Consider the following 12,576-nt stretch of genomic DNA (forward strand, 5'->3'; position numbering starts at 1 on the left):
GCCCTCGTGAGAGCGGTGTGGAAATCCGGTCGCCGACCGGGCGGGCCGGCTAGAACGCCGCCTCGTCCAGCTCCATCAGGTCCAGCTCGACGCCCTGCGCGAGCTTGCGGGCCAGGGTGACGCCCGGCAGGACGGTGGCCGCGAAGAACTTCGCCGCCGCGATCTTGCCGGTGTAGAACGCCTTGTCCCTGGCGGAGGCCGTCGGAAGCTTCTCGGCGGCGACCGCGGCGCCCTTCAGCAGCAGGTAGCCGACGATGACGTCTCCGGAGGCCATCAGCAGGCGGGTGGTGTTCAGGCCCACCTTGTAGATGTTCTTGACGTCCTGCTCGGTGGCCGCGAGGTCGGTCAGCATCAGGCCGACGACGGACTCCAGCTCCACGGCCGCCTTGGCCAGCTGCTCGCGGGCGCCGGACAGCTCCTCGCCGCCCGTGCCGAGGGCGAGGAACTTCTTGATGTCCTCGGCGAGGGAGTTCAGCGCGGCGCCCTGGTTGCGGACGATCTTCCGGAAGAAGAAGTCCTGGCCCTGGATCGCGGTGGTGCCCTCGTACAGGGTGTCGATCTTGGAGTCCCGGATGTACTGCTCGATCGGGTACTCCTGGAGGAAGCCGGAGCCGCCGAAGGTCTGCAGCGACTGGGCGAGCTGCTCGTAGCCCTTCTCCGAGCCGTACCCCTTGACGATCGGCAGGAGCAGGTCGTTCAGCGCGTGCTCGGTGGAGGCGTCCTCGCCGGCGGCCTCCCTGACGGCGATCGCGTCCTGCACCGACGCCGTGTAGAGCACCAGGGCGCGCATGCCCTCCGCGTACGCCTTCTGCGTCATCAGCGAGCGGCGCACGTCGGGGTGGTGGGTGATGGTGACCTTGGGCGCGGTCTTGTCCATGAAGTTCGCCAGGTCCGGACCCTGGACGCGCTCCTTGGCGTACTCCAGCGCGTTGAGGTAGCCCGTGGACAGCGTGGAGATCGCCTTCGTGCCGACCATCATCCGCGCGAACTCGATGATCCGGAACATCTGCCGGATGCCGTCGTGCTTGTCGCCGATCAGCCAGCCCTTGGCGGGGTGCTTGTCGCCGAACGTCATCTCGCAGGTGTTCGAGGCCTTCAGGCCCATCTTGTGCTCGACGTTCGTGGCGTAGACGCCGTTGCGCTCGCCCAGCTCGCCGGTCTCGAAGTCGAAGACGTACTTCGGGACGAGGAACAGGGACAGGCCCTTGGTGCCGGGGCCGGCGCCCTCGGGACGGGCCAGCACGTAGTGGAGGATGTTCTCCGACATGTCGTGCTCGCCGGAGGTGATGAACCGCTTCACGCCCTCGATGTGCCAGGAGCCGTCCTCCTGCGGCACGGCCTTGGTGCGGCCCGCGCCCACGTCCGAGCCGGCGTCCGGCTCGGTGAGGACCATCGTCGAGCCCCACTGCTTCTCGACGGCGATCTGCGCGATCTTCTTCTGTACGTCGTTGCCCTCGTCGTACAGGATCCCGGCGAAGGCCGGGCCGGAGGAGTACATCCACACGGCCGGGTTCGAGCCGAGGACCAGCTCCGCGTACGACCAGATCAGCGACGGGGGAGCCGTCGTACCGCCGATGGCCTCGGGCAGGCCCAGGCGCCAGTACTCGGAGTCCATGAAGGCCTGGTAGCTCTTGCGGAAGGACTCCGGGACCGGCGCGGTGTTGGTCTCCGGGTCGAAGACCGGCGGGTTGCGGTCGGCATCCGCGAAGGACTCGGCCAGCTCGTTCTCCGCGAGCCGGCTCAGTTCGTCGAGGATGCTCTTGGCGGTGTCGACGTCCATCTCCTCGAACGGGCCGGTGCCGTACAGCTTGTCGCGCCCGAGTACTTCGAAGAGGTTGAACTCGATGTCGCGGAGATTCGACTTGTAGTGCCCCATGGCGACTGGCTCCGTTGAGAGAGATCGGCGAGGCACGGACCTCGCGCCCAAGTACACGTACCAACTGGTGACTGAGATGATGCTACCCGTCGGTAATAAGAAGCAACCCCGATCCGGGCATCTGTGACTCAGCCCTCGTGGTCGGTCAGTACTCTTGCGTGCATGTACGGCTACGACCAGAGCGCGGGCGTGGGGCAGCAGTACGCCCAGCCGCAGCAGCAGATGCCCGGCGCCGGGGGCTACGGGCAGCAGCCGCCGCTGTACCCGGAGCCGTCGCCGCCGTCGCTCGCGGACGCGGTGCGCGCCTTCACCACCGGGCAGATGACCGCGGAGGACTTCCAGCAGGTCTTCGCGACGTCCAAGGTCTACTGCCCGCGCGGTGACAACCCCGGCTTCCTGGCCCTGCACAACACCCAGCAGCCCGTGATCCCGATGTTCTCCTCGCTGAAGGAGCTGCGGCGCTATGCGGGCAAGGAGTCGAAGTACTTCGTGATCACCGGCGCCGAGGTGATCGACCTGCTGCCGACCGGGTACGGCTTCGTCCTCGACATGGAGGGCGAACACCGGATGGTGTTCGACGCCAAGGCCGTGGAGGAAATGGTCGACTTCGCGATGCGGCGGATGTACGGCTGAGGACGCCTGGAGTCCGGCCGGGCACGGGCTGATCGCCCGCCCGTAATTGCCTGCTCAACTGTCACAGTCATGCCATATGCTGCCCCGGCAGCCGCGCCCCGTGTGCCACCGCGTCCCCCGCGGTCCTCCCGGGTGCCGCGCGGCGCTTTCACCTCCCGGCTCCGCCGGGATTTCCTGTGGGGGTCTCATCACTGTGCGTATGCGCAGCACTTCGGCCGCGACGGCGCTCGCGGTCCTCTTCAGCTCGGCGGTGCTGAGCGTGGTCGCGGCCGGTCCCGCCTCGGCCGTGACGGCCACGGTCGGCTCGTACGGCGGCATGGTCGTCGACGGGGCGCGCGGGCGGGTCTACCTCGGTGACGACGCGACGGGGCAGATCATCGCCGCCGACTACAACGGCAACCGGGTCGACTCGGTGAGCGGGATCAACGGCGTCTTCGACCTCGCGCTCTCCGACGACGGCAGCACCCTGTACGCCACCGCGCGGGTCAGCCACGAGATCGTGGCCCTGGACGCGGCCACCCTGGACATCAAGGCCCGCTACCCGGTCGCCACCAACGCCGGTCCGGCGTATGTCGAGTTCGCCGGCGGCAAGGTCTGGTTCAGCTACGGCGACCAGTGGGACGGCGACCTGGGCTCCGTCGACCCGTCGGTGGACCCGGCGAGCGGCGCCGACCCGGTGGCGCTGGCCCAGATCCCGGCCGAGGGCACGGGGTCCGGGATGTGGGGGCAGGCCCTGCTGGACACCGACCCGCTGCGCCCCGGCCTGCTGGCCGTCGGCGAGACGGGGGACTCCACGGGCACCGAGGCCGTCTTCGACGTGTCGAGCGGCACGCCGGTGCTGACCGCCTGGCACGACAGCTCGTACCAGCTGAACGACGGCGTCGGGGACATCGACCTCGTCGCGGGCGGCGACCAGGTGCTGATCAACGGCACCGAACGGCACGCCTATGCGAACGGCACGCTCACCGAGGCCGGTGCCTACCCGGCCGGGCAGCGGGCCGACGTCGGGCTCAGCGGCATGATCGCCCAGATCTCGGGCACCAAGGTCGCGGTCTACCGTCCGAACGCCACCCAGCCGGTACGGACGTACAGCATGGGCACCCAGGCAGCGGCCGCGGTGGCCTGGGCGCCGGACTCCTCCCGGATCTTCGCGCTGGTCCCGTCGGCCGGCGGCTACACGCTCAAGCCGCTGACCCAGCCGACCCTCAACGTCCCCACCCTCACGGTCAACGCTCCCGCCACGGCCACCCGCGCCAAGCAGCTCACCGTCACCGGCAGGATTTCGGCGACCGTGCCGCTGCCCACCGGGATCAGGCTGTCGGTCACCCGGACCGACCTGGAGAGCCCGGCCGGCAAGGCGCTGGCCTCCGTCGCGGTGAAGGCGGACGGGACGTACTCCTTCACGGACATCCCGCCGGCCGGCGGCAAGGTCACCTACAAGGTCGCCTACGCGGGTGACTCCGGGCACACGGCCGTCAGCGCCTCGGACAGTGTCGAGGTGTCCCGCGCCTCGACCTCGCTGACCCTGAACAACAACGGCAAGCTGTACAACTACGGCGCCGACGTCCGGTTCGTCGCGCACCTCGGCACGACGTACAAGAACCGCTCGGTCGAGATCTACGCCGACCCGTTCGGCGCCGACAAGCCCAACACGCGGATCAAGCTCGGCACGGTCGACTCCCAGGGCAACATCGCCGCCTGGGTGGACATGACCCGCGACACCACCGTCACCGCGGTCTTCCGAGGCGACGCCCGCTACAAGCCCAAGACGGTGAAGTCGACCGCGTTCGCCCGGGTCCGGATCTCCACCGCCGTCTCCAAGCACTACAAGACGGCCAAGATCGGCACGACGCTCTACTACTGGTTCCACAAGAGCACCGACCCGCTGCTCACCACGACGATGACCTACTACCCGGGCCGTCACCAGCGGTTCGACCTGCAGGTCTACTACCAGGGCACCTGGTACTCCGCGGAGTCGCAGTACTTCCCGCTCGGTACGGCCGGCAAGTCGGCCGTGAGCCTGGGGGCGCCCGACGAGTCGGGCATCCGGGCCCGGATGCGCTCGGTGTACGTCAACGGCTCGTCCGGCGACTCCGTGAACTCCACGACGTACGGCTCGTGGAAGTACCTCTACTTCAGCAACTGAAGCAGCTGACCCAAGCAACCGGCGCACCTGTGCGACGACGACGGCCCGGAGGGAATGGCCTCCGGGCCGTCGGCGTTGTGGGGTGGCAGAAAGTTCAACGCTCAACTAAACTGAAACGCACGTCGCCCAAGGAGGTACCGACATGCCCGCAGTGACCGTCGAGAACCCGCTGACGCTGCCCCGCGTGACCGCGCCGGCCGACGCCGTGGCACGCCCCGTGCTCGCCGTCGCGACCGCGCCGAGCGGATTCGAGGGCGAGGGCTTCCCGGTGCGCCGGGCGTTCGCGGGGATCAACTACCGCCACCTCGACCCGTTCATCATGATGGACCAGATGGGCGAGGTGGACTACGCGCCCGGAGAGCCGAAGGGCACGCCCTGGCACCCGCACCGCGGCTTCGAGACCGTCACCTACATCATCGACGGGATCTTCGACCACCAGGACTCCCAGGGCGGTGGCGGCACCATCACCAACGGCGACACCCAGTGGATGACCGCGGGCTCCGGCCTGCTGCACATCGAGGCCCCGCCGGAGCATCTGGTGATGTCCGGCGGCCTCTTCCACGGCCTCCAGCTGTGGGTGAACCTGCCGGCCAAGGACAAGATGATGGCGCCGCGCTACCAGGACATCCGCGGCGGCAGCGTCCAGCTGCTCACGTCCCCCGACGGCGGCGCGCTGCTCCGTGTCATCGCCGGTGAGCTGGACGGTCACGCCGGTCCCGGCATCACCCACACCCCGATCACGATGATCCACGCGACGCTGGCGCCCGGCGCGGAGATCACCCTGCCGTGGCGGGAGGACTTCAACGGGCTCGCGTACGTGCTGGCGGGGCGGGGCGCGGTGGGTGCCGAGCGGCGGCCGATCCACCTCGGGCAGACCGCCGTGTTCGGCGCGGGCTCCGCGCTGACCGTCCGCGCGGACGAGAAGCAGGACTCGCACACGCCGGACCTGGAGGTCGTCCTGCTCGGCGGACAGCCGATCCGTGAGCCGATGGCCCACTACGGCCCGTTCGTCATGAACACCAAGGACGAGCTGATGCAGGCCTTCGAGGACTTCCAGAAGGGCCGTCTGGGGACGATCCCGGCGGTGCACGGCATGACCGAGAGCGGCCCGCAGGACTGACGTCCTGACGCACCGTCACCCGGCCGGGCTGTCCGCGCGAGACAGCCCGGCCGTCGCATGGTCGGGTGGGAAGCGTGCACCTGCTTCCCGTTCCCGTCCGGCGGTTCGCCGCCTGGTGCGCGGTCGTGCTGCTGGCCGCCGCCGTCGGGTACCTCGGGGTCCTGCTCTGCGGCAAGCTGCGCACGGCCGTCGTGCCGGTGCTGCTCGCGCTGCTCGGCGCCGCGCTGCTGGGTCCGCTGTACCGGCGGCTCGTCGACGTCGGCGTCAACCGGTCCCTCGCCGCCGCCCTCACCTGCGTCGCCGTGGTGGCGGTGGTGGGCGGTGCGCTCTACATCGTCGTCGCCGCGCTCATCGAGTCGGGCGACCAGATCGTCGCCTCGCTGCGGCGGGCGGCCCAGGACATCGCCAAGTACTTCGGGGCGGCCGGGACGTCGCTGGACGACCTCGCCTCCAACTCCCGCGAACTGCTGCGGAGGTTCGGCGGCACGGCCGCCTCGGGAGTGATCAGCGGGGTCAGCGTGGTCGGGGAGACCATCGCCATGGCCGTACTGGCCCTGCTGCTCGTCTTCTTCTTCCTGCGGGACTCCGACCGGGCCGCGCACGGCCTGCGCACGCTCGCGCCGCGCGGCACCGCCGACACCGTGGAGGCCATGGCGCGGCGGGCCTTCCGGGCCGTCGAGGGGTTCATGCGCGGCACCACCTTCATCGCCTTCATCGACGCCGTGTGCATCACCGTCGGGCTGCTGATCCTGGACGTGCCGGGCGCGGTCGGGCTGGGCGCGCTGGTCTTCGTCGCCGCGTACATCCCCTACCTCGGCGCGTTCCTCTCCGGTGCCGTGGCCGTGCTCGTCGCGCTCGCCGACCGGGGGTTCGTCATCGCGCTGTGGGCGCTCGGGGTGGTGCTCGCCGTGCAGGTGCTGGAAGGGCATGTGCTCCAGCCGCTGGTGCAGAGCCGGACCGTGCACATGCATCCGGCGATCGTGCTGCTCGCGATCACCGCCGGGGCGTCGGTCGCCGGGATCCTGGGCATCCTGCTGTCGGTGCCGCTCACCGCCGCCGCCTTCGCCGTCGTGCACGAGCTGCGGTCGCGCAGCGGAGCACCTCCGGAGCCCGCAGAGTCGTAGCCGGCGGGCGGGCGCGCCCTCGTCAGGGGTGGTGGCCGTCGGTCCCGGCGGCGCCGTCCGACGCGTCGGCCTCGTTCAGCTCGAACCAGATGCTCTTGCCCTCACCCCGCGGATCGACCCCCCACGCGTGCGCCAGCAGCTCGATCAGCATCAGGCCGCGCCCGGAGGACGCCAGTTCCCCGGGTCGGCGCCTGTGCGGCAGGTTGTCGCTGGCGTCGGTGACCTCCACCCGCATCCGCCGGGCGCCCGGCTCCCCGGCGACCTCGGTGACCTCTGCGACCAGCAGCGCGTCGTTGTCGGTGTGCACGAGGACGTTGGTGAGCATCTCGGACAGCAGCAGCACCGCCGAGTCGACCTGGTCGGCGGAGCCCCAGTCGTGCAGCAGCTCGCGCAAGTGCTGCCGGGCTTCGGCGACGCGCTCCGGCTCGGCCTGGGCGACCGTCAGCACCGTGCGCCGGCGCCGCGGCGGTGCGGGCGCCGTGTCGCCGCCGCAGCCCTCAACCTGTCTGCGCAGCAGCAGGACGGCGATGTCGTCCTCGCGCCGGTCGACGAGCGGACCGGTGGTGTGGTGGGACGACGGCCCGTGCACGGCCTGGACCAGCGAGTCGGCGAGCTCGTCCAGGTCGCCCTGGTGCTCCTCCAGGATGGTGCGGACGCGCGCCCAGCCGGTGTCCAGGTCGTGCCCGCCGGTCTCGATCAGGCCGTCGGTGCACAGCAGCATGGTCTCGCCGGGTTCGAGGACCAGCTCGGTGGTGGGGTAGTCGGCGTCCGGGTCGATGCCGAGGGGCAGCCCGCCGGCCGTCGGGCGTTTCAGGACCGTGCCGTCCGCCATCCTGATCGCCGGGTCCGGGTGCCCGGCGCGGGCGATCTCCAGCACACCGGTCTCCGGGTCGGCCTCGACGTACAGACAGGTCGCGAAGCGCAGGTCGGCGGGGTCCTCGCCGGCGGCGTTGATGCCGTGCAGGAAGCGGGAGGCGCGGGACAGCACGGCGTCGGGGCGGTGGCCCTCGGAGGCGTACGCCCGCAGGGCGATCCGCAGCTGGCCCATCAGGCCCGCCGCCCGCACGTCGTGCCCTTGGACGTCGCCGATGACGAGGGCGAACCTGCCTCCCCCGGACGTCGTCCGGGACGTGCCCCCGGGCAGCGGGATCATGTCGTACCAGTCGCCGCCGACCTGCAGACCGCCGCCGGTGGGGACGTAGCGGGCGGCGACGCTCATGCCGGGGATCTCCGGGCCCAGGGTGGGCAGCATGGAGCGCTGGAGGCCGTCGGTCAGCTCCCGCTCGGACTCGGCGGCGCCGGCCCGGGTGAGGGCCTGGGCGAGCATCCGGGCGACCGTGGTCAGCACGGACCGCTCGTCCGGTGTGAACGTCACCGGATAGGCGAAGGCCGCCATCCAGGCGCCCATGGTCCGCCCGGCGACCGTCAGCGGAAGGAAGGCCCACGACTGGCGGCCGAACTGCTCGGCGAGATGCCAGGTGAGCGGGTAACGAGACTTGTACTGCTCGGGCGAGGAGAGGTAGACGGCGCGGCCGGTCCGCACGACCTCCGCCGCCGGATAGTCCGTCGCCAGGGCCATGTCCAGGAACGGGTCCTCGTCACCGGGCCGCTGACCGTGGTGGCCGATGATCGTCAGCCGGTCGCCCTCGACGCCGAAGACCGCGAGCCCGTCCGGGGAGAAGCCCGGCATCGACAGCCCGGCCGCGACCCGCAGCACCTCCGTGGTGGACCGTGCCTCGGCCAGCGCACGGCCCGCGTCCAGCAGGAACGCCTCCCTGGAGCGCCGCCAGTCGCCGGTGACCGTTCGGCGGCCCGCCGGGGTGCCCGGGGAGGGGTCGGTGACCTCCTGGAGGGTGCCGATCAGCTGGAAGGCCCGGCGTGTGCGGTCGTAGCTCGGCTTGGACCGGCTGCGCACGGTACGGATCACCCGGCCCCGCTCGTCCATGATCCGCACGCGCACCTCGGCGAGCGTGCCCTCGGCGGCGGCGAGGCCGACGACGCTGACGATCTCGTTCCAGTCCACGGGGTGCAGCCGGGCCCTGACCCGGGCCTCGGTGAAGGTCGCCTGCTCGGCGGGCAGGCCGAGCAGCCGAGCGGCCTCGGCGTCCACCGTGACCAGCTTCGTGGCCGTGTCCCAGTGCCACAGGCCGGTCGCGAGGGCAGTGAGAACCTGCCCCACGGCGGGCAGGGGCTCACCAGTGCGCATTGCCCCACTCTAAGAACAGGTGATCGGACGCTGCCACCCATGTCGGTACACCGGTCATCGTGAAGAGGCCTTCCCGGGCGGCCGGTACCCTGGGGGTGTTTCACGTGAAACAACCCCGATCTGCGAAGGCTGGATGAACGACGATGCATCGGTACAGGTCCCACACCTGCGGCGAGCTCCGCGCTTCTGACGTCGGCACCGACGTCCGGCTGAGTGGCTGGCTGCACAATCGGCGCGACCTGGGCGGCATCCTCTTCATCGATCTGCGTGACCACTACGGCATCACGCAGCTGGTCGCCCGGCCCAACACGGCCGCGTACGAGGCGCTGGACAAGCTCTCCAAGGAGACCGTCGTCCGGGTCGACGGCCAGGTCGTCTCCCGTGGCGCCGAGAACATCAACTCCGAGCTGCCCACCGGCGAGATCGAGATCGAGGTCGGCGAGGTCGAGGTGCTGGGCGCGGCCGCCCCGCTGCCCTTCACGATCAACACCGAGGACGGGGTCAACGAGGAGCGGCGTCTGGAGTACCGCTTCCTGGACCTGCGCCGCGAGCGCATGCACCGCAACATCATGCTGCGCACGGCGGTCATCTCGGCGATCCGGCACAAGATGACGGCGCTGGGCTTCAACGAGATGGCGACGCCGATCCTGTCCGCGACCTCTCCCGAGGGCGCCCGCGACTTCGTCGTCCCCTCCCGCCTGAACCCGGGCAAGTTCTACGCCCTCCCGCAGGCCCCGCAGCAGTTCAAGCAGCTGCTGATGATCTCCGGCTTCGACCGCTACTTCCAGATCGCGCCCTGCTTCCGCGACGAGGACGCGCGCGCGGACCGCTCGCCGGGCGAGTTCTACCAGCTCGACATCGAGATGTCCTTCGTGGAGCAGGAGGACGTCTTCCAGCCCGTCGAGCAGCTGATGACCGAGCTGTTCGAGGAGTTCGGCGGCGGCCGCCACGTCACCTCTCCGTTCCCCCGGATCCCGTTCCGCGAGGCGATGCTGAAGTACGGCTCCGACAAGCCGGACCTGCGCGCCCAGCTGGAACTCGTCGACATCACCGACATCTTCGAGGGCTCCGCGTTCAAGGCGTTCGCGGGCAAGCACGTGCGGGCGCTGCCGGTGCCGGACGTCGCCGCGCAGCCCCGGAAGTTCTTCGACCAGCTCGGCGAGTACGCCGTCTCGCTGGGCGCGCAGGGCCTGGCGTGGGTGCGGGTCGGCGAGGACGGCACGCTGTCCGGTCCGATCGCGAAGTTCCTCACGGAGGACAACGTCGCCGAGCTGACCAAGCGGCTGTCGCTGGCCGCCGGTCACGCGGTGTTCTTCGGCGCGGGAGAGTTCGACGAGGTCTCGAAGATCATGGGCGCGGTGCGCGTCGAGGCCGCGAAGCGGGCCGGCCACTTCGAGGAGGGCGTCTTCCGCTTCTGCTGGATCGTCGACTTCCCGATGTACGAGAAGGACGAGGAGACCGGCGCGATCGACTTCTCGCACAACCCGTTCTCCATGCCGCAGGGCGGCCTGGAGGCGCTGCAGACCCAGGACCCGCTGGACATCCTGGGCTGGCAGTACGACATCGTCTGCAACGGCGTGGAGCTGTCCTCGGGCGCGATCCGGAACCACGAGCCGGAGATCATGCTCAAGGCCTTCGAGATCGCCGGGTACGACCGGGAGACCGTCGAGGACAAGTTCGCCGGCATGCTGCGCGCGTTCCGCTTCGGCGCCCCGCCGCACGGTGGCATCGCGCCCGGCGTCGACCGCATCGTCATGCTGCTCGCCGACGAGCCCAACATCCGCGAGACCATCGCGTTCCCGCTCAACGGCAACGCCCAGGACCTGATGATGGGCGCCCCGACGGAGCTGGAGGAGGCCCGGCTGAAGGAGCTGCACCTGACGGTGCGCAAGCCGCAGCCGAAGTAGGCACCTCACGCCAGTGGCCCGGAACCGACGCCGGTTCCGGGCCACTGGCGTATGGGGGGCACTCACCGGAGCGGCTGCGTCAGATGACCCAGAACAGTCCGTTGCCGCCCAGCCAGCCCTCGTACCACTGGGGCATGCCGAGCGAGTCCAGGGTGAAGACGCGGCTGCCGGTGCCGGTCGGGCGGGAGGAGCCGCCGGGCAGCATGAAGACAGCGCCGTTGTAGTGGTTCTCGCACGCCGCGCCGATGAACAGCTCCGGTCTGCCGTCGCGGTTCACGTCTCCGGCGGAGACCGTGGTGCCGAAGCAGTCGCGGGTCTCGTTGACGCTGGGGACACCGGGGGTGTCCTGGTGGAAGGAGTACCCGCCGGGGCCGAGCGGGCCCGAGCGGCGGCCCGGGATCACGGTGACCATGCCCGTACGCCGGACCGCGCCGACGGCCTCGTACGGCGCCCCGACGATGATCTCGGCGGCACCGTCCCGGTCGAGGTCGGCCACCGCGAGGGCGGCCCCGAAGGTGTCCTGCTTCTCACTGGTGCCGGGCACGCCCTCGGTCTCCTGGGTGATCACCTCGGGCTTGGCGTAGGGGTCGAGGCCGCGCGCCGATCCGCGCCAGACCAGCACCCGCCCGCCCAGCTCGCCGTCGACGCCCGGGGTCACGGGCGTCAGCGGGTCGCCGACCACGAGGTCGGGGTAGCCGTCGCCGTTGACGTCCCCGGTCGCGGCGATGAACCCGTTGCCCTGCTGGAAGGTGTCCCGGCCGCCCGTGAAGCCGTCCTTGACCAGCACGATGTCGCTGCCCGTCACATCGGCCCGCCGGGGGCCGAAGTACACCTGGTCGGGAGTCCCGTTGCGGTCGAAGTCGCCGAACGCCACCGACCCGACGGTGCTGTTCCACCCGATCTGATAGGCCGAGGCGAAGGCGTTGCCGGTGCTGCTGAACGGGCCCTTGTACACGACGGTGTGCTGCGATCCGCCGACCAGGACCTTGGTTCTGTCACCGGGTCCGGCACTGATCGCCGCCACGTCCACGCCGTGCCAGTCGGCGCCGTCCGCGACGATCGGCAGGAAGCTGCCCTTGCCCAGGCCGCTCCTGCCGCCCCAGATCACTTGCACCGTGCCGCCGCCGCCCTCGTAGGGTGTCCCGACGACCAGGTCGGCGTAGCCGTCCCGGTTCAGGTCCGCGGTGGCCGTTGAGGTGCCGAACCGGTCGTAGCCGCGGATCTCCCCCGGAATGCCGGGTGAGTCCTCGGTGATGACCTGGCGCCGGCTCCTGGTCGTCACCCCGTTCGCGGAGCCGTACAGGATGACGACGGCACCCGCCCGGGAGTGCGTACCGATGTCCGCGCCCGGGATCGGCAGCACCACGTCGCGATAGCCGTCACCGTCGAAGTCGCCCGGCACGGCACCGTGGATGGCCGCGGCGGGGGTCGCCGGTGCCAGCAGCCCCGCGACCAGTCCGGCGGCCACCAGTGCGGCCGCCCTCCATCTGCCCATGTCTTTCCCCTTCCCCAACGCCCTTGAGAAAGGGGACTTGTCACGGCGCCGGTCGGTTGTACGGCTGGT

At 70.5% G+C, this 12,576-nt stretch carries 8 protein-coding genes; 5 read left to right on the plus strand and 3 right to left on the minus strand.

Annotated features, from left to right (window positions below; translation table 11 throughout):
* Positions 1-49 precede the first annotated feature (49 nt).
* Positions 50-1,876, minus strand: a complete 1,827-nt coding sequence (locus tag IPT68_RS18865; protein ID WP_189695910.1) for an acyl-CoA dehydrogenase — start codon at positions 1,874-1,876, stop codon at positions 50-52.
* Between the two features lie 162 nt (positions 1,877-2,038).
* On the opposite strand from IPT68_RS18865, the gene IPT68_RS18870 reads away from it, so the two are divergent.
* From IPT68_RS18870 to IPT68_RS18885, 4 genes are all read left to right on the plus strand, one after another.
* Complete coding sequence (locus IPT68_RS18870) at positions 2,039-2,509, plus strand: SseB family protein (RefSeq protein WP_189695909.1); 471 nt, start codon at positions 2,039-2,041, stop codon at positions 2,507-2,509.
* Between the two features lie 199 nt (positions 2,510-2,708).
* The gene (locus tag IPT68_RS18875) at positions 2,709-4,655 is read left to right on the plus strand and encodes an NHL repeat-containing protein (protein ID WP_189695908.1); all 1,947 of its coding nucleotides are present in this window, start codon (positions 2,709-2,711) and stop codon (positions 4,653-4,655) included.
* 142 nt (positions 4,656-4,797) lie between these two features.
* A complete protein-coding gene (locus IPT68_RS18880) occupies positions 4,798-5,775 on the plus strand; it encodes a pirin family protein (protein ID WP_194073992.1) in 978 nt (325 codons plus the stop codon).
* A gap of 74 nt (positions 5,776-5,849) precedes the next feature.
* The gene (locus tag IPT68_RS18885; RefSeq protein ID WP_189695907.1) at positions 5,850-6,899 is read left to right on the plus strand and encodes an AI-2E family transporter; all 1,050 of its coding nucleotides are present in this window, start codon (positions 5,850-5,852) and stop codon (positions 6,897-6,899) included.
* 22 nt (positions 6,900-6,921) lie between these two features.
* On the opposite strand, the gene IPT68_RS18890 is transcribed toward IPT68_RS18885, so the two are convergent.
* Complete coding sequence (locus IPT68_RS18890; RefSeq protein WP_189695906.1) at positions 6,922-9,105, minus strand: SpoIIE family protein phosphatase; 2,184 nt, start codon at positions 9,103-9,105, stop codon at positions 6,922-6,924.
* Between the two features lie 143 nt (positions 9,106-9,248).
* Between IPT68_RS18890 and aspS the strand changes: the two genes are divergently transcribed.
* Entirely contained in the window at positions 9,249-11,012 is a 1,764-nt protein-coding gene (gene aspS, locus IPT68_RS18895; protein WP_194073993.1) for an aspartate--tRNA ligase, read from the plus strand.
* A gap of 79 nt (positions 11,013-11,091) precedes the next feature.
* On the opposite strand, the gene IPT68_RS18900 is transcribed toward aspS, so the two are convergent.
* The gene (locus IPT68_RS18900) at positions 11,092-12,507 is read right to left on the minus strand and encodes an FG-GAP and VCBS repeat-containing protein (RefSeq protein ID WP_189695904.1); all 1,416 of its coding nucleotides are present in this window, start codon (positions 12,505-12,507) and stop codon (positions 11,092-11,094) included.
* Positions 12,508-12,576 lie beyond the last annotated feature (69 nt).

The organism is Streptomyces chromofuscus (assembly GCF_015160875.1).
Taxonomy (GTDB): Bacteria; Actinomycetota; Actinomycetes; order Streptomycetales; family Streptomycetaceae; genus Streptomyces; species Streptomyces chromofuscus.